The 16701-nt window shown below is 60.3% G+C and carries 16 protein-coding genes; 11 read left to right on the forward strand and 5 right to left on the reverse strand.

Going from position 1 to position 16701, the window contains the following annotated elements:
- The first annotated feature begins 122 nt into the window (after window positions 1-122).
- Together ABIB95_RS01385 and ABIB95_RS01390 are read left to right on the forward strand one after the other, a co-directional pair.
- A complete protein-coding gene (locus tag ABIB95_RS01385) occupies window positions 123-371 on the forward strand; it encodes a hypothetical protein (protein WP_071915339.1) in 249 nt (82 codons plus the stop codon).
- A gap of 289 nt (window positions 372-660) precedes the next feature.
- Window positions 661-1056, forward strand: a complete 396-nt coding sequence (locus tag ABIB95_RS01390) for a hypothetical protein (RefSeq protein ID WP_354237645.1) — start codon at window positions 661-663, stop codon at window positions 1054-1056.
- Window positions 1057-1176: 120 nt separating this feature from the next.
- On the opposite strand, the gene ABIB95_RS01395 is transcribed toward ABIB95_RS01390, so the two are convergent.
- From ABIB95_RS01395 to ABIB95_RS01405, 3 genes are all read right to left on the reverse strand, one after another.
- Window positions 1177-1377 (reverse strand): hypothetical protein, encoded by a 201-nt coding sequence (locus tag ABIB95_RS01395; RefSeq protein ID WP_063984312.1) that lies wholly within the window; start codon window positions 1375-1377, stop codon window positions 1177-1179.
- A 511-nt stretch (window positions 1378-1888) separates the two neighbouring features.
- Complete coding sequence (glmS, locus tag ABIB95_RS01400; protein WP_354237646.1) at window positions 1889-3712, reverse strand: glutamine--fructose-6-phosphate transaminase (isomerizing); 1824 nt, start codon at window positions 3710-3712, stop codon at window positions 1889-1891.
- A gap of 300 nt (window positions 3713-4012) precedes the next feature.
- Window positions 4013-4999, reverse strand: coding sequence for an aldo/keto reductase (locus ABIB95_RS01405; RefSeq protein ID WP_354237647.1), 987 nt, complete (start codon window positions 4997-4999; stop codon window positions 4013-4015).
- A 376-nt stretch (window positions 5000-5375) separates the two neighbouring features.
- Between ABIB95_RS01405 and ABIB95_RS01410 the strand changes: the two genes are divergently transcribed.
- Both ABIB95_RS01410 and ABIB95_RS01415 read left to right on the forward strand, forming a co-directional pair.
- On the forward strand, window positions 5376-6383 hold the full coding sequence (locus ABIB95_RS01410; protein ID WP_166351836.1) for an NAD-dependent epimerase: 1008 nt from the start codon (window positions 5376-5378) through the stop codon (window positions 6381-6383).
- Window positions 6384-6771: 388 nt separating this feature from the next.
- Window positions 6772-7008 carry a DUF6894 family protein gene (locus ABIB95_RS01415; protein ID WP_028147263.1) on the forward strand — a complete coding sequence of 79 codons (237 nt, stop codon included), beginning with the start codon at window positions 6772-6774 and terminating at the stop codon, window positions 7006-7008.
- A gap of 115 nt (window positions 7009-7123) precedes the next feature.
- On the opposite strand, the gene ABIB95_RS01420 is transcribed toward ABIB95_RS01415, so the two are convergent.
- Window positions 7124-7816, reverse strand: a complete 693-nt coding sequence (locus tag ABIB95_RS01420; protein ID WP_084795225.1) for a LuxR C-terminal-related transcriptional regulator — start codon at window positions 7814-7816, stop codon at window positions 7124-7126.
- A gap of 582 nt (window positions 7817-8398) precedes the next feature.
- Here ABIB95_RS01420 and ABIB95_RS01425 point away from each other — a divergent pair.
- Both ABIB95_RS01425 and ABIB95_RS01430 read left to right on the forward strand, forming a co-directional pair.
- Window positions 8399-9205 carry a LuxR C-terminal-related transcriptional regulator gene (locus ABIB95_RS01425; RefSeq protein ID WP_354237648.1) on the forward strand — a complete coding sequence of 269 codons (807 nt, stop codon included), beginning with the start codon at window positions 8399-8401 and terminating at the stop codon, window positions 9203-9205.
- 315 nt (window positions 9206-9520) lie between these two features.
- Window positions 9521-10768 (forward strand): hypothetical protein, encoded by a 1248-nt coding sequence (locus ABIB95_RS01430; protein WP_071915345.1) that lies wholly within the window; start codon window positions 9521-9523, stop codon window positions 10766-10768.
- Window positions 10769-10786: 18 nt separating this feature from the next.
- On the opposite strand, the gene ABIB95_RS01435 is transcribed toward ABIB95_RS01430, so the two are convergent.
- A complete protein-coding gene (locus ABIB95_RS01435; RefSeq protein ID WP_354237649.1) occupies window positions 10787-11785 on the reverse strand; it encodes a glycosyltransferase family 2 protein in 999 nt (332 codons plus the stop codon).
- A 523-nt stretch (window positions 11786-12308) separates the two neighbouring features.
- Between ABIB95_RS01435 and ABIB95_RS01440 the strand changes: the two genes are divergently transcribed.
- The 5 genes from ABIB95_RS01440 (at window position 12309) to nadE (ending at window position 16699) form a co-directional block, all read left to right on the forward strand.
- Window positions 12309-13061: an FkbM family methyltransferase gene (locus ABIB95_RS01440; RefSeq protein WP_354237845.1), complete on the forward strand. Its 753-nt coding sequence runs from the start codon at window positions 12309-12311 to the stop codon at window positions 13059-13061.
- 259 nt (window positions 13062-13320) lie between these two features.
- Window positions 13321-14625 carry a lipopolysaccharide biosynthesis protein gene (locus ABIB95_RS01445; RefSeq protein ID WP_063986520.1) on the forward strand — a complete coding sequence of 435 codons (1305 nt, stop codon included), beginning with the start codon at window positions 13321-13323 and terminating at the stop codon, window positions 14623-14625.
- A 56-nt stretch (window positions 14626-14681) separates the two neighbouring features.
- The gene (locus tag ABIB95_RS01450; RefSeq protein ID WP_354237650.1) at window positions 14682-14840 is read left to right on the forward strand and encodes a hypothetical protein; all 159 of its coding nucleotides are present in this window, start codon (window positions 14682-14684) and stop codon (window positions 14838-14840) included.
- The gene (locus tag ABIB95_RS01455) at window positions 14833-15735 is read left to right on the forward strand and encodes a thioesterase domain-containing protein (RefSeq protein WP_354117169.1); all 903 of its coding nucleotides are present in this window, start codon (window positions 14833-14835) and stop codon (window positions 15733-15735) included. The genes ABIB95_RS01450 and ABIB95_RS01455 overlap by 8 nt, the downstream gene beginning before the upstream one ends.
- Window positions 15689-16699, forward strand: coding sequence for an NAD(+) synthase (gene nadE, locus ABIB95_RS01460; protein WP_354237651.1), 1011 nt, complete (start codon window positions 15689-15691; stop codon window positions 16697-16699). The genes ABIB95_RS01455 and nadE overlap by 47 nt, the downstream gene beginning before the upstream one ends.
- Window positions 16700-16701: the final 2 nt, after the last annotated feature.

Here is a 16701-nt window from a genome sequence, read left to right on the forward strand (position 1 = left end):
CGCGCCGGGTCACAGGCCGTTGAAATCAGGTGAGCAATTCGTGCATTTGGACGACGCCCGGCCGTCCATACGTTGATGGTGAGCCGCTTGGTCGGCCTGATGTCATCAAAGGAGAAGCCGAAATGACCACTCTCAAACTCTTGTCGACGGGATTGATTGCAGCCGCCGTGCTCGGGGGACCCGTCATGGCGCGCGAGCACCATTCCGTCATGCGACAGCCCGCGATGACAACCGATACGGCCGCACCGGATGCGCCCTTCTATCAGCAGGGAGGCCGCGTCTGCGTTCCTGCGCCGCGCGTCGGCGCTTTCGCGACGGCGCCGTGGACCGGCAACAACGTGCCTTGCGAGCCCGGCACGGGCAGCTTCTGATCACGGCATTTCCTTGGCCGGCCGGGCGCCTCGGTCGGCCGCTCCTCATCGAACGACGGGGGCGGGCTGGAACGTTCAGCCCGCCCCTTCTGTGGGCCGCGGCCCCCGCGGCAGGATCATCTTCCCTACCGGCGCGCCTCGTTCCTGAAGTCGAATTTAGTGGGATTGCTGCGCATCGCTCCTACCTCTCCTTTCATCACGAGCCTTGTCATCAGGAGCTTCGGCGACGGCACGACGCGAGAGCGGATTGCATGGATGACCAGGCAGATCGACACGAAAGGAGTGTCCCATGAAACGAGCAATCATGATTTTGGCAACAGCGGCGCTTGCCTCGACCCTAGCCATCGGCGCGGCCGAGGCGCACGGCGGTGGCGGCGGCGGCCACGGTGGTGGCTTTGGCGGCGGCGGCCACGGCAGTTTCGGCGGTGGTGGCTTTGGCGGCGGACATATGGGCTTCGGCGGCGGCGGCGCGCATTTCGGTGGCATGGCGCGTGATGGAGGCTTTGGCGGCGAACATCTCGGATTCGGCGGGCATGCCGGCAACGGCGGCATCGGCCTGCGCCAACATGCGTTCCACCGCTTTGGTCGCGATCGACCCGGATACGGATTCTACGGCGCCTATCCAGATTGCTACGATTGGTACGAGTTGCACCCCGACCAGCCGTTGCCGCTGAGCTGCAGCTAGTCTGCACACACAGCGCTCCGCCGTCAGTCCAGACCTACCGCGGAGGTTGCGGCGCCGGTCCGATCGCGACTTGGCCGAGCCTGGCTCGGCCATTTTGCGATCCTGGTTTGCCAACAAGCTCTAGGAGGGGCGGAAGCCCGGAGGCATCGTTCGCCAGACTTTGTCTTTGAGGCAATAGGCACGGGCGCCCTCGGGAATATCTTCGGCGGCGCCGCCCTCATGTTGCTCGTAAAGGAGCGCCGGGAACAGCCTCCCTTTGATCACCTTAATCATATCACCGCGTCGAATGTCCGCGCCGGCTGTTCCCGTCAAAACCGACATGATCCCTCGCGAAGCGCACGTAGCATGCCAAACGAGCTCGTCGACAGGACGCGCTTGCCTGAAGCTATCTCGAAGCAGAACTGTCTTCCAATAACCCGAAAGGACTACTCCCTGATCGGGCTGCCCTTGCGGCCTGATGCCGAAGAGTCTGCGAGGATCCGGCTGCGGAGCGCGCGCAAGGCGGCTGGTTCTGAGGAGTTGCGTATCTCAAGTCCGAGCCGCACCGCCCCAGGAAACCCCACTCGCTTCGCCGGATGGAAAGCCCCCTAGGTCCTAGCTCGTTTCTTGGCAGCAGCGGCCCCGCCAACGCGGTTACAATATAGCGGGGCCGCCTGCCCTACGGACGTCGGTGCTTAACCTGGGCCCGAAGGCCACCAGATTTTACCCCGAGCCGCCGAGAACGCGGATTGGTCGAAAGAGGCACCCATTTCGGAGCGTCCCGGCCTGTCAGACCAGCATCCTGCTTTCGGCAGCACCTCATTCTGAAGCGGAAGTGGCGCGACCGGACCGACTATTCGACGGTCACGGACTTCGCGAGATTTCGCGGCTGGTCCACGTCGGTCCCCATAATCGCGGCACTGTGATAGGCAAGGAGCTGCAGCGGCACCGCGAGAGCCAGTGGCGCCACGATCGGGGGCATATCCGGTAAGGCCAGGACCGAGCAACCACTGGACGCGGCGAGTGAAGCACCTCTCTCGTCGGTTAAGAGGATAATGCGGCCCCCGCGGGCGATCACCTCCTGCATGTTCGACATGGTCTTTTCGAACGTCGCGTCGTACGGCGCAATGACGATGACCGGCAGGCCCTTGTCGATCAGCGCGATCGGTCCATGTTTGAGCTCACCGGCCGCATAGCCCTCTGCGTGAATGTAAGTGACCTCCTTGAGCTTGAGGGCTCCCTCCATTGCCAGCGGATAATTGGTGCCCCGGCCTATGAACAGAGCGTCTCTGGCCCTGGCGATCTCACGCGCGAGCTCATGGACTTTCGGCTCCAGTTCGAGCGCGCGGGCCATATAGTCTGGAATCTCGGCAAGGGTCCGGACGAGTGAGCGCTCGTCTTCGGCCGAGAGCACACCGCGACTGCGACCGGCAGCGATTGCAATGCAGAGCAAGATTGCCAGCTGACAGGTGAACGCCTTTGTCGATGCGACCCCTATTTCCGGGCCGGCCAATGTGGGCATTACGATGTGGCTCGAACGCGCCATCGTCGAGGTTTGCACGTTGACGACAGCGAGAACGCGCTGGCCGTGGGTCTTGGCGAACTCCAACGAAGCGAGCGTGTCGGCCGTTTCGCCGGACTGCGACACGAAAATCGCCAGATTGCCCGCGCCGAACGGAACATCGCGATAGCGGAACTCCGAAGCAATATCGATCTCGACCGGGAGCTTGGCGTAGCGCTCGAACCAGTACTTCGCAATCAGACCGGCGTAGAAGGAGGTCCCGCAAGCTACAATCGACACGCGATCGACTGTCCTGAGGTCCGCATCCACGCCCGCCGGCAACCTGATTGTCCCGTCGGGCGCGATATATTGCGCAAGCGTCTGCCCAACCACCTTCGGCTGCTCGTGAATCTCCTTCGCCATGAAGTGGCGATGCTCGCCCTTGTGAACAATCACGGCGGCACCGGCGATTTTGGCCGACGTACGGCGCAGGCGCGCGCCGTTCACGTCGATAAACTCGATCTGCTCTCGGGTCACAACGGCGAGATCGCCGTCCTCAAGGTAGGCGACAATATCCGTCAGAGGCGCGAGCGCGATCGCATCCGAACCCAGGAACATTTCGCCGCAACCGTAGCCGACAGCAAGCGGCGAGCCCTTTCGGGCACCGATCAGGAGATTGTCGTGCCCCTCGAACAGGAAGGCGAGCGCGAACGTTCCGCTCAAGCGCGGGAGTACCTTACGCACCGCTGCGACCGGCTCGTATCCGTTCTTCCGCTCGCGGCTAACGAGATGCGCGACCACTTCGGAGTCGGTTTCGGTCGCAAAATGTGCACCAGCCGCTTTGAGATCATTGCGCAACTCTCGATGGTTCTCGATGATCCCATTGTGCACGATCGCCACACCATCAACCATGTGAGGATGCGCATTCGTCTCATCGGGACGGCCGTGCGTTGCCCAGCGGGTGTGACCAATTCCGATCCGCCCGGCAAGCGGCTCCGAGTCGAGCCGACTCTTGAGGTTCACGAGCTTTCCGACCGCACGACGTCGCGTCAGCGAACCGTCCTCGAGAGTGGCAATACCGGCTGAGTCATATCCGCGATATTCAAGCCGCTTCAGCGCATCCAAAAGAAGAGCAGAGGCTGGGCCCCGCCCGACGACACCAACAATTCCGCACATGGCCTCTCTCCGAGCAACTACCAACGGCCCCGCGAAGCGCGCCGCCAGGCGCAACCGCGATCGCGGGCAATCTCCTAACGCGACGGCATCGGCCTGGCCCCCTCACCTTTGGCCTGCCCTGCTGCGCATGCTTCGGCGAGACGCTCAAGCTAGCCGCCTCCCGGCCGCCCGCGCGCCTGTCGAATATCGTCGACAACATTGGCGAGTAGTATCGTGGGACGCGAATTCTAGCACGCGCTGCCGCCGATTGTATGATGATGACGGAGTAGACCTCATGCCCATAAGCTCCGCACTTGATCGCTACACCGACGCGCGCATGACCAATCGTTCGGTTTGCCGCGGCCCGTTCGAGAGCTCAGCGACGATGCGATTGAGCTGATGAAGCGCGGGGATTTGCGCTGACCGGCGCAGATTGAACGCGAGATGCTCTTTCCGAAACATCGAAAACAGTGAGACTCCTGTAGAGTTCGTTGCCAGCGCGTAATCCACGACGAAGGCAGCAACGATCTCGGTGAGGTCGCCCCGGTATCCCATCTCGTAAAGGCCGTTCAGTATTTCCTTCTCCGATCCCAGCCTCGCGACAAGCGGATCGACGCTCGAGAATGATCCATACGTGACAAACGTCCTGCGCCGCGCAATCTCCGTCGATCTCTGAAGATTCGGCTCGAGCGGATTATTCGCGATCTGTATCAGCCGATATGGTAGAGATTCATGGAGGTCGTCAATTCCGCCCTCGTTATTGCCCGCAATCGAAATTGCGCGGGCTTTCCCGTCCTGAACGATGCGCTCGACCGCTCGAATGATGTCTTCGCGAACGACCTCTTCGCGGGTGGGACGGTGGAGAGCAAGCACATCTACATAATCCGTGCGAAGTCGCCTCAGGCTATCCTCGATGCTCGTCCTGATCAGCTCGGCCGATAGCGGCACTTTGAAGGGCTTCGACTTCATTGCGGAGAGGCGCGGTTGGATCCCGGGAAACACCGCAAGAGCGGCGCGCGCGATCGGCTTCAGGATCCGCTTAACGGCGGAGGTATCACGCGGGCGCATCCCGACCTTTGTGCAGATATGGACGCTGCCGCGCTTCCCGGATACGAATTGGCCTAAAATAGACTCGGCCATCCCATCGCCATACGAAGGCGCCACGTCGTACCAGGTTATTCCGGCGTCGTATGCGCGCTCGAGCCCCTCGATCCCCCTGCGAGCCCCAACGCGCCCCCCGAGCGACGCGCAGCCGAAACCGATGCTCGATACATTCGCGCCGAGAGCATCAACACGGACCATCTTCATCGCAAGCACCCCTGACCACGCCGTTTGCGCTCAAGTCACCGACGTCGATCGTTCGACAGCGCGTACTCCAAGCCGACGGCCACGTCGGGCAAGCCCGCCGCTGAAACATCTCTGCAGGTTTGCCTGGCTTCATCTTCATGCAAATGGATGATGACGGGGTTCGCTCGGACATTACATACGCTACGCCCCTGGAATTTGAGACAGTGGCGGGGATGCACGGAGTAGTCCGTTCGAGCGGCTGCTGGCAGCTCGGCTCCGCCGCCATCGTCAGGTGTGCTCATTTGCGCAATCGAGATGCGGCGCGATTGAGAGTTAACTTTCTGCGATCGATGGCGCCTTCTTCGCCGTTCGAAACTCCATCTAACTTGGACAGCGAATGTCATCTCGCTCAGAACAAGTTGCCGACGACGTTCTGGTGACCGGAGCTGCTGGCTTCATCGGTTTTCATGTCGCCCGTCGGCTGCTCGACGAGGGACGCCGGGTCGTCGGATTGGACAACATCAACAGCTACTACGATCCCGCCTTGAAGCGCGCGCGTCTCGACATTCTGCGCCGCGATCCGCGTTTTTCCTTCGTGCAGATCGATCTTGGACATCGGTCGACGATGGCCGAGTTGTTCGCAAAACATCGTTTTGCGAGAGTGGTCCATTTGGCCGCTCAGGCCGGCGTCCGGCATTCGATCGATCAGCCGCACGCTTATGTCGACGCCAATCTTGAGGGGTTCCTCAACGTCCTCGAAGGCTGCAGGCATAACGCCTGTGGTCATTTGATCTACGCATCATCATCGTCCGTGTACGGCGCCAATGCCGAGTTGCCATTTTCGACCCGGCATAGGGCCGACCACCCCGTCAGCTTCTATGCCGCGACGAAGAAAGCCAACGAGCTGATGGCCCATTCTTACAGCCACCTGTACCGGCTCCCGGTCACCGGCTTACGATTCTTTACGATCTACGGCCCGTGGGGCCGGCCCGACATGGCGATATTCCTGTTCGCCGACGCGATCGTCAAAGGCAAGCCGATCAAGCTCTTCAACCATGGCAGGATGCGGCGCGACTTCACCTATGTCGACGACGTCACGCGCGTCATCTCGCGGCTGATCGAGCGCGCTCCGGAGGACAACGCCGATGCGGCGGGCGCACCGGCCAAGCTCTACAATGTAGGCAATAACCGCCCGGAAGCGCTGATGCACGTCCTCGAATTGATCGAGAAAGAGCTCGGACGAACCACGGCGAAGGAAATGCTGCCAATGCAGCCTGGGGATGTTCCGGAAACGTTTGCCGACGTTGGCGATCTCATGCGCGATACCGGGTTCTCGCCCTCCACCCCTATCGAAACCGGCATATCCAATTTCGTCCGCTGGTATCGCGACTACTACCGGATATGATTTTTCGAGATCATCTCCCCAAGGGTCAGACCGTCCGCTCCCGATCGATCGGAGTATCGGCTGCAATGCGCGGCGGTGATGGACGACCAAGCGGGACTTGCGAAGAAAAGAGCGCGGCCCCGGCGGGGGCATTGGGGATTCGCAGGGCCGGGGCCGCAACGCTGCGCCGAAGTGGGCTCCGTCGACGCAACATCATCGTAGTCCTAGAGAAGCAATTGTTCATTCTGAATTCGTGATCATAGAGATCAACGTCGGGGTACCCATCAATGATGATTGAGCCCTCCTAGAATAGCCGCTTGCTATGCGCGCCCCTGCGATGCGAAATCTTGACCGTGATGCGGGGGGCTCGCTGCAGTCATCGGAATGTTCGCGTTGTCCGGAGACATCCATGCCGCGGTATTTCTTTCATATCCACGACGGTCATTCAGTGCTCGACGATGTCGGACTTGATCTCCCCGACATTTCCGCGGCACGGACCACTGCGATCGAACTGAGCGGCGAGATCCTCAAGCACGACGTGATGGACCCACTCCTGCATTACATTTCCTGGCAGGTGGAAGTCAGCGACAGCCCCGAGCTTGGCGGCCGGTCGCTGTTCGTTCTTCAGTTCTCCATCGAGGGATAAGAGACCGAAAACGCAGCTTTGCCGGCGCTTGCGCAATCTGAAGGTGCAATAGTTGCTCGGGTGGGCTTCGGCGAAATGCCCGCATATCGCACTGCAAACAGTGCGAGATGATGTCTTAGCGCTCCCCGGGCACCGGATCCGATCCAGCATGCGCCGGTTTGTCCTGCGCCGAATTGGCGCGGTCATCCTGCGAGATGGCGAGGGCCGCAAGCGCAGTGCGATTGCCGATTTCAAGCTTCTGGAAAATGTTGTGGAGGTGAACCTTGATGGTGCCGTCTGCAATGTTGAGCCGGCGGCCGATTTCCTTGTTGGACAGGCCACGAGAGACCAGGCGCATGATCTGCCGCTCGCGCTCGGTGAGCACCGCGAGCGCACTTTCCGGATTCGGACTGTGCTCACGAGGCGCGGCCTGATCGGTGGGTGATAACGGAACAACGGTCTGGCCGTTGGCAATGTCTCGCAAGCCTTGCACCACGGCTTGGCCTGTCATCTCCTTGAGAAGGACACTGTACCCGGCGGGGGCGCCCGCCAACACAAGATCATAGTCCTCGCTGGGCGCGAAGAACACAAACCGCGTTGGTCGGCTGTCCGAATGGCTGAGCGAATTGTTCATCAGCGCGGTCAGCTCCGGCATTGCCGCATCCATGATCGCTATGTCGGGCGCAAGCGTCAAAATTGCCTGGATGCAACTCGCAGCATCGCCGCAGGATGCAACGACCTCAAAATCGGATTCTGAACCGAGAACACTTGCGAGACCCTGCAAAACCATTGGGTGTCGGTCTGCAATCACTACAGTCGCACGACGCATCGGGCGCTCCCTAACCTGCCGCCCCCAAAATTCCCGCGATTGAAGCTACAGGCCCCCGCCCTTGCCGCTCCAACATCAATTGATCACCAACAAATAAACTTCGAGCAATTCCCTAAAGTATCATTTGGCGTAGCGGACCCATGAGGCAAATAACCGCACGAGTCTGTGATCGCAATATACATCAAGTTCGCCGGATCAAAGGGCCGTATGAACCCGGTGGTCTCGGCTCACAACCGCTGGAGAGCGGTCTTGCCACTTGGCAAGTTCGAAAGCATCGCGATGGAGCAAGGCTTTCGCGAACGGATTCACCCGCTCAGGGCGAACATTCAAAGGTTGAATCAATATTCTCTTTCGCCCCCAAGTCAATCTCCGACGACCATTCACCAACAGCTTGGGGACCCATCGGCCTATAACGAAAGGTATATAGGCAAAATCGAAAGATCGAATCTAACCTTCAGCAATTATTAACTAAACGGCGCCCGACTTCTGCAAATCAGAAAAAACGGGCTATGCAATGCTTTGTTCCTTTTCCTGCGTGTTTTTCATTCAAGTTGTGTCATTGCGTTGGTTGCGGAGGGTAAGATGAGGAGGCGGCAATCCTGCAAAGTTGTTTTGATCGGACGAAACATTTTGCTGCGAGAGGGAATTTCTCAAATACTGCATGCGGCAGATTTTCAAATTGCGGTGTCGGCCTCGAGCACCGATGAAATTACAAGCACACTCCAGGCACATCAGCAGCTCCTGTTTGTGATTATCCACAGCACCGGCGAATTCGATGCAGCCATGAAGCACATCGGATTTGTAAGAGAGCACTATCCGGATGCGCGCGTAGCGATCGTTTCGGACCACTACCGGCCGGATGAGTTGATCGCGGCCTACAAGGCCGGCGCCAGCGGCTATTTCGTCGACGTCAATTCATGCGACGCTTTCATCAAGTCCATCGAACTCGTGACGATGGGCGAGACGGTGTTTCCACCGGCTTTCCTGTCATTCGTGCTCGATAGCGGTTTCGATCGCGAGCCTCAGCTTCAGCCAGTGATCGAAGAGCGATCAAATCTCCTCGTTGCGGCCGAAGAACGGATAGCACCTCATCTGTCACCGCGAGAGCGGGCGATTCTCTCCTATCTGATCGAGGGCAATTCCAACAAGTGCATTGCGCGAAAGATCGATATTGCCGAGGCGACCGTGAAGGTTCACGTCAAGGCGATCCTGCGCAAGATACGGGTCCAGAACAGGACGCAGGCCGCAATTTGGGGAATGAACAACGGATCACTGGTGCGGGTCTCGAATGGTCACGCGCTGCCGTTGTCAATCGATCGGGAACCTACGCTCAGCCTCGTGTCAAGCGACCGCGGACGTCACGAAATCGGCGCCGCAGAGCCGGACTAGCCTGGCGGATCGGCCTGACGCCCATCAAGCCCTCAACAAATGCCGGGCGGCGCCCATACGCGCCGCCCAGCTAACCGCGCCGGACTGATCCTATCGATCGAGAGGATCAGGACCTGCCCGTGGAGCGGCAACATTTCGTGGGGCGTCTCCTGCATTCAAATGATGCGCGCTGGGACCGAGCGGCTAGAACGCATCGTCGAACCAATAGTCCTGGTCCCCGCAGGAGCCTGGTGACCGGCAAGCATCGAACCTTGTATCGATCGCTTGCCCACCCGGATGATCCGAGCCCCCTGCTTGCCATGGAGCAAGATACGGATGTCTCCGTCCCTCTACACGCGAATTGGCCTGGCCGGCGCCGTGGCCGTCGTGCTTGCATTGGCGGGCATCGCCGCCGCACAGACGCTTGCAAAGACCAAGCTGACTACTGCCAGCAGCATGAACTTGCCCGATTATCTCGTTCCGGTCACCGATCCCGACACCGGCGCCACGATCGTCCGGATAACAACCCCGGGGCCCTTGGGCGCTGGCCTGGCCTGCCAACGAGCCTATTGCACCCACCGATATTCGAGCGCGCAGGCCTGGAACGCAGACCAGACTCTGCTTCTGATCGCCAACGGTTGTAACGGGCTCTGCTTTCTGGACGGACGGACATACGTTCCGCTGTTCCGCCGGCAGCGTGAAGACGAGTGCGAATGGCACCCGCGCGATCCCGAGCGCATGATATGCGTGATCGGGCGCAAGATCTCGCTCTGGACGCCGCGAACCAATGCCGAAGAGATCATGCTGATGGCCGAGGGCTATCGCGGCCTTCAGTTCGGACCGGGCAAGGGCAATCCCTCTCAGGATGGCCGGCGCATCGCCGTGCGGGGCACGCGCGCCGACGGCGTCGTCGTCGCATTCGCGTTTGACCTCGTGAGCCGACAGAAGTTTCCGGATATCGAAGTGGGGAAACTGCCCGGGCGAGACGGCGTTTGCGAGATATCTGCCCTGGGCAGCTACATCAGATGCAGCCGCTGGGTCGACGGAAAGGATGAGGCATTCATCTATACCGTCGCAGGCGATCTGGTGCAGAGCTGGACCGAACATCATCGTCCGAGTCATGGCGACATGGCCGTGGACACAGACGGACGCGAGATATACGTCGGAATCAGCAAAGCTGATCCCGACATATACCAGGTGATCAAGCGCCGGCTGGATGACGGCGTGGTTACCGCCCTTGCTCCGCGTGGAGAGGCCTCGCATGCGTCCACGCGCGCGATCCACTGGCCCGGCTGGGTGATTCTAAGCTATGGCGGCGATCCAGCCGAGATCGCCCAGCTACCAAAGTTTGCGCCCTTCGCTCGGGAAGTCATTGCTCTGCGAATTGACGGCAGTGGCGAATTCCGACGCATTGCGTACACACGCAACGTCCCGCACGACTACTGGAGCGAGACTCACGGCTCGCCGTCGCCTGACGGTTCCCAGGTGATCTGGTCGAGCAATTGGGGGGTAGCGGGCGGCCCCGTGTTCGACTTCGTAACACGTCTCGATGCCCCCGATCGGACCAGCGCCCTGTCCCGATAATGATCGGCGGCGGCTCCGTCAGGCGTGACCCACACGAGCTAGTGAGCCCGCTGCCGATGTACGCGCTCGCGCCCGGATCGCCTTGTTGGCTGCCTTGATAACCGAGGGACGCAGGATCTGGAGCGCGTCCCGGATCGTCGCCCCCCAGGACTGGTGGCGAAATCTTCCGCGCAATCTTGCAACCCGCAATGCACGCACGACCGTTTCGGGATCCGGAAGTCCTTGCTTGTCCTCGACCAGGCTCCAGGTCAGATTCTTGAGATCAAGGGTCTCCTCATCGATCTGAGAGAACGATTTGGAAGCGGTAATGTTCGCGTGGTCCGTCATATCGTAGAAGATCAAGCCGTCGTCGATCGCCACCATATCGCCATGACAGGCGAGGTCGACGAAGAACAGCTGGTCCACTCCCCACCGGATCGACTTGTAGTTTCGCATCAGACAACCCGCCTGGATGACCTCGCTGTTGATCAGCAGGGTCGACGGAACAATTCCCAGCACCCGGGTCTTGCCGACCAAATAGAGATCAGTCAGGCACTGCTGGCTCGAATACAGCGTGACCTGCCCTCCCCGGCGGTATTTTATGCCTTCATCCTGAACGAGATGAGATGTGGAGGTCATGAACGCAGCGGCGGGATACGTCCTCGCCAATTCCGCAAAGGTCTCGAGCGATCCCGGCACGAGCCAGTCGTCGTCATGCAACACTTTGATCCAATGACCGCGACATGCGAGCATCGCGCTGTTCGTATTTTCAACCTGCCCCCGTCCTCGGTGGTTCTGGACAATTCGAATACGGGAATCGCTCCGCGCGTATTCAGACAGAATGCTCCAACTGACGCCTTTTGGACCTTCGTCGTCGCTGATCACCATTTCCCAGTCGGCGTAATTCTGCTGCAGCACGCTTTCAATCGTACGGCGTATCATATCCGGTCGACGGAAGGTTGGTATGGCCACCGAAATCATGGGGCGGGCGTCCGGATCTCGAATGCCCTCCGACCCGTCGTGCTGCAACAGGTTCATCGCTTTTCCCTCAAGCTCAGTTCATGTCATTCAAGCAGTCGGCCCTGACGAACCCGCGATCGGCTCCGCAAAACACCGACCTCATCGCGTTGCACCGCGTCCTTCTTGACGAGCAGTGAACGTCAAGACCGACCGAATTACACACGACGAACGCTAGGTAGCGGCATGGGACTGGTCATCCTTCATTCGCATGACGATGATTATCCCCCGACGCGAGGTCTCGAAGCGGCCAGCTCGGTCGGCAGGATCACGGCGGAGCCGGGAGATCCGAAATCGAACGATCGATACCATCATGCAAATGAAGGATGGCCGGGCGCCTCGGTCAGCCTACGCTCTCCCGAGCAGCTAACCGCTAGAGATGGGTGGCCCCTTGCACAAATTGCATCAACTGCTCGCTCGAATTCAAGAGGAGCCCGACAAGGCTCGGTTCCTGCTCTCGCGCGGACTGTGGGTGAGCGGACTGTGCCGCTTTATCACCTTCGGCTTTCCTGCCGGATACAGAATGCGTTTCTATCCCAGCTCCATGTCCGCAGGACTCTGGCGCAACCGGAACCTTCGCGCCGAAGACGCCGACTTCGTCGGATCTTACCTGCAGCCCGGAGAAACTTTCGTCGATGTCGGCGCGAATGTAGGACAGCTGAGCCTCGCGGCCGCTATGCGCGTTGCCCGATCCGGACGAGTCATCGCTATCGAAGCACATCCGCGCATCTGCAAATACCTGCTGGGCAACATTCGCCTGAACGGATTGACCGTCGAGGTCCACAACACGGCGATCGGCAGCACGGAAGGCGAGCTCGTCTTCACGGACTTTCGGAGTGACGACATGAACTTCGCATGCGCTACTCCTCCGGCTGGCATCGCGGCGCTCCGAGTTCCAGTACGAACGCTCGATTCGATCATCGGAAATCGGGCGATCGATCTCCTGAAGGTCGATGTCGAAGGGTTCGAAGTCGATCTTCTCAAGGGCGCCGCCCAGACCATTTCCAATTGCCGATGTCTGTACATAGAGGATTCTGAGCTCAACCTTCGGCGGGCCGGCACCTCGCGTGCGGAGCTGTATGACCGACTGACCGATCACGGGTTTGAGCTCTTCCATCTCAGGGCGGGACGACTCGAGCCGGCGTCTCCCGACATACCGGGACCGGACGACGATAACCTGATCGCCGTCAGACCATCCGCCTTGTCGGACTTGCTCGCGCGGACCGGCCTTCGGCTTGCACAGCTCACGTCCCCATCGCCTGTAGATCGGCGTCTCCCGTCGGCGCGGCTTGCGTGAGCATCCATCATCCGCCCACAAGCCACGCGCATCACAGCTGGGTTCCGGCCCCACGATCGGGCTCCGTGCGTCGTCTATTCCGCAAGCACGAGCTATTCATGCAAACTCTCCTTCGATTCCGCGACACTTCAGTCAACGTCATGCGAACGAATGATGGCGCGCACCCCTCTCCATCCTACGATCGAATCGAAATAGATCGCACCGTCGTCGCGACGATCTTGCCGTTTTTGAAATGAATTCTGGACCGAGGAAGTTCTTCATGGCCGCGAAACCGGCGACCGGTCCGACGCGGACAAGGGCTCTTGTTCGTGCAGCGGCGGGCGTCTCCGCCCTCGCACTCACCGGCCAGCTCATGCTCGTAGCGGCCATTCCCATCCTTACCCGGCTCTATTCGCCGGAGGATTTTGGAATATTCACGATCTATCTCTCAATCGTAAACATCGTCGGCGCGATAGCCGGACTTCGCTTCAGCACGTCTCTGTATGTGGTTGAGGACAGAGCTCACGCGCTGGTCGCGCTCAAGCTCACGCTCGTGGCGGTCTGCTTTACGACCTCTGTTGTGCTTACCGCGGGATACCTGCTGTCGGACGTGGTGCCAGCACGACTGCAACATCTTACCTACCTCGTCCCCATCGGGATGGCTGCGGTCGGCGTTGCCGACGCAATGAACTGTTGGTGCTTGCGCTTCAATCATATGCGTGACTTCGGCATGGGCCGCCTGATCCTGCCGGCGTCGATGGCAGTGCTCCAGGTGAGCTTCGGCCTCGCGCACCTCGGGGACGGCGCAATGATCCAGGCCCACATCCTGAGCCAGGCTGTGTTGATCGCATTTCTCTGCGTCCGGCTCCTGAAATGGGAGGACATCCGCCGCATCGCGCAAGCCCCGTGGGGTTCGGTCGCGGCGACGGCGCGGCGAGAGTACAAATTTCCCCTGTTCGAGCTGCCCTCCGCCCTTGCGGGATTCGCGATCATCAATCTCCCCGCAATCTTCATAGGCTCGCTATTCGGTACCGCATTCGCCGGGCATTTTGGCGTCGCCGCCCGTCTCGTGACCGGTCCGGTCACCCTGATCGCCTTGCCGCTCAGCAATGTCTTCGTCGCCGAGGCCAGCAAAGACTTCGACCGTCATCATCTGCTCGGCACCGCATGCGGCCTGTTGGTCGTTGCGGCCGGCCTGATCGTTCTGCCGGTGCTCGGCCTTGGATTTATCTCCCCCTACGTCGTCGTTCCGCTGCTCGGAGAATCCTGGATACCTACGGGTCAGATCATGGGCGCCCTGGCGCTCATGTGCGCCGCACAAGCCTTGTCGACGCCCATTCAGGAAGTTCCGACTCTTTTTCGCCGTCAGGAACTGCGTCTGCTGGTTGATCTGGTGCGGGCCGTGTTTGTATTTGGCCCGCTTCTCATCGGTGCTCACCTCGGCCTCGACCCGTTGCAGGTGATCTACATGATGGCCGCCGGAGGAGCTACCGGCTACGCCCTGGGAATTATCGTGGCGTTGTTTCTCTTGAATGGGCCTGGCGGCGCGCGGACGTCGGGCGCACCGATCAATGGGCCTGTGTGACCCAGAGGGTCGAGAGAGCACGCCCCGAACTTCGCGTCCGCTCGAGGAGGCGGTACATGGACGACAGACGCGCTGGAGCGAAAATAACCAATTCCCTGGGCGCGACCATGTGCTTCATGCAAATGAATGATGAGAGGATTTTCAACGTCTTCATACTCCAATTTTGGAGCTCGGTCAGTCGGTTGCATGCCAATGAAGCTACGGCCATTGATTGATACAGGCGAGGATTTGGCTTCTCCGCCCTCGTGCATTGTGGCGGCGGCGCCGCCCGTGCTTTTCCTACTGCCCGGCTCACTTGGATATGGAGCCAGCCTCGCCGCCCTGACAGCCTCAATCCGCGAAATTGCACATGTCGTTCCGATCCGCTACCCGGATCTCGGCAAGATATTGCAGGGTCAGGACAGCGTTTGCGATATGGCTGCTGCTGCCGTGGAGCAGATCAATCGCATCCAGCCGCGCGGCCACATCAGACTTCTCGGTCATTCCCTCGGTGGGGCGGTCGCCTTCGAGGTCGCGACGCGAATGTTTGCCGCCGGCCGCTCGGTGAAGTTTTTCGGAATTCTCGATACCAGCCTCATGGGCGAGCGCAGTTCTGCATGGGAGACGTTGACCCGCACGATCCGTCGAATCCGCAACAACCGGGTCACCGCGCCCCGGATGGTCTGCCGGGCCCTCGCCAAGGCAACCGTTGCGATCGGCCATGAAGCTAACCTGGCCCGGATGCTCGATCGCCGCGCGAAGGGGCAGTTCGATCTCACGTCGTTCAGGCTCAAGCAGGAATTGCAGGAAGTCTTGCGCGCGAAGGCCTACTTCCGCTGGTTGGCGGAGCCGAAATCGATGCTGCCGTTCTCCGCCGTTCTGTTCCGATGCCAGCGAAAGAAGATGCCGCAAACTCTGGGATGGGATCGTGCGTTTGCGCAGATCGATGTCGTCCCAAGCGCAGGCACTCACACCGATCTGGTCATGCCGCCTTACCTCGCGATGAACTTGCACCTCGTCCAGAAGGCGCTGTCGCAAACCTACTCACCGGCCGAGTTTCCCCAGAGAGAGGCGGATTGTTCAAGTGACCTTGCAAGCAGCCCACAGCCAAACCGAACCCGCGTTCAGTAAGGACGCCCTGGTCCTGGATGCGCCATTGGAGGTCGCGCGCATCGTCGCGTTCTTGCGCGACCGTGTCCTTGGCGTGCTTGGCCGACGCGGAGCCATCGTCGGACTGTCCGGCGGCATCGACAGCTCGGTGGTCGCAGCGCTCTGCGCGCGCGCATTTGGAAATACGAAGGTGCTCGGCCTGCTGATGCCCGAGCGCGATTCGTCTTCCGATTCGCTGAGGCTCGGCCGGGTCGTTGCCACGCAACTGCGCCTCACGACGGTCGTCGAGGACATCGCACCGGCGCTCGAAGCATTGGGCGCGTACCGTCGGCAGCGAGAGGCGATCCAAGCCGTCGTACCCGAGTATGGAATCGACTGGAAGTGCAAGCTGGTGCTTGGCTCGGGCTCGGAGAGCGCCGGCATCAACATCACCCGTCTGACCGTACAAGACCCGGACGGCGAAACCTCCACCGTGCGTCTTCCGCCCGAGGTCTATCTGCAGATCGTTGCTGCAACCAACTACAAGCAACGGGTCCGCAAGATGACCGAGTACTATCACGCGGACCGTCTGAAATATGCCGTGATAGGTACGCCAAACCGGCTCGAGCACGATCAAGGCTTCTTCGTGAAGCAGGGTGACGGGGATGCGGACGTCATGCCGATTGCGCATCTCTACAAGAGCCAGGTCTACCAACTGGCCGAATACCTTGGCATCGACGACGAGATCAGGCGACGGCCGCCGACGTCCGACACATTCTCGCTGCCGCAGAGCCAGGAGGAGTTCTATTTCGCTGCCCCGTATCGATTGACTGACGTTTGCATGTACGCGGTCAACCACGGCATTTCCGCCGACAACGTGGCCGAGGCCGTAGGTCTGGCCACAGCGCAGGTGCAGAAGGTCTTCAAGGACATCACTTCCAAGCGTCGGGCGACGCGCTATCTTCACAGCCCGCCTCTACTCGTTGATGCGGTAATCGAGGACTAGAC

The sequence above is a fragment of the Bradyrhizobium sp. LA2.1 genome (assembly GCF_040547725.1).
GTDB lineage: Bacteria > Pseudomonadota > Alphaproteobacteria > Rhizobiales > Xanthobacteraceae > Bradyrhizobium > Bradyrhizobium barranii.

What these genes read in the sequence shown, in the direction of transcription:
- ABIB95_RS01385 (WP_071915339.1), top strand. Translation starts at nt 123, where the DNA reads ATGACCACTCTCAAACTCTTGTCGACGGGATTGATTGCAGCCGCCGTG.
- ABIB95_RS01390 (WP_354237645.1), top strand. Translation starts at nt 661, where the DNA reads ATGAAACGAGCAATCATGATTTTGGCAACAGCGGCGCTTGCCTCGACC.
- ABIB95_RS01395 (WP_063984312.1), bottom strand. Translation starts at nt 1,377, where the DNA reads ATGTCGGTTTTGACGGGAACAGCCGGCGCGGACATTCGACGCGGTGAT.
- glmS (WP_354237646.1), bottom strand. Translation starts at nt 3,712, where the DNA reads ATGTGCGGAATTGTTGGTGTCGTCGGGCGGGGCCCAGCCTCTGCTCTT.
- ABIB95_RS01405 (WP_354237647.1), bottom strand. Translation starts at nt 4,999, where the DNA reads ATGAAGATGGTCCGTGTTGATGCTCTCGGCGCGAATGTATCGAGCATC.
- ABIB95_RS01410 (WP_166351836.1), top strand. Translation starts at nt 5,376, where the DNA reads ATGTCATCTCGCTCAGAACAAGTTGCCGACGACGTTCTGGTGACCGGA.
- ABIB95_RS01415 (WP_028147263.1), top strand. Translation starts at nt 6,772, where the DNA reads ATGCCGCGGTATTTCTTTCATATCCACGACGGTCATTCAGTGCTCGAC.
- ABIB95_RS01420 (WP_084795225.1), bottom strand. Translation starts at nt 7,816, where the DNA reads ATGCGTCGTGCGACTGTAGTGATTGCAGACCGACACCCAATGGTTTTG.
- ABIB95_RS01425 (WP_354237648.1), top strand. Translation starts at nt 8,399, where the DNA reads ATGAGGAGGCGGCAATCCTGCAAAGTTGTTTTGATCGGACGAAACATT.
- ABIB95_RS01430 (WP_071915345.1), top strand. Translation starts at nt 9,521, where the DNA reads ATGTCTCCGTCCCTCTACACGCGAATTGGCCTGGCCGGCGCCGTGGCC.
- ABIB95_RS01435 (WP_354237649.1), bottom strand. Translation starts at nt 11,785, where the DNA reads ATGAACCTGTTGCAGCACGACGGGTCGGAGGGCATTCGAGATCCGGAC.
- ABIB95_RS01440 (WP_354237845.1), top strand. Translation starts at nt 12,309, where the DNA reads ATGTCCGCAGGACTCTGGCGCAACCGGAACCTTCGCGCCGAAGACGCC.
- ABIB95_RS01445 (WP_063986520.1), top strand. Translation starts at nt 13,321, where the DNA reads ATGGCCGCGAAACCGGCGACCGGTCCGACGCGGACAAGGGCTCTTGTT.
- ABIB95_RS01450 (WP_354237650.1), top strand. Translation starts at nt 14,682, where the DNA reads ATGGACGACAGACGCGCTGGAGCGAAAATAACCAATTCCCTGGGCGCG.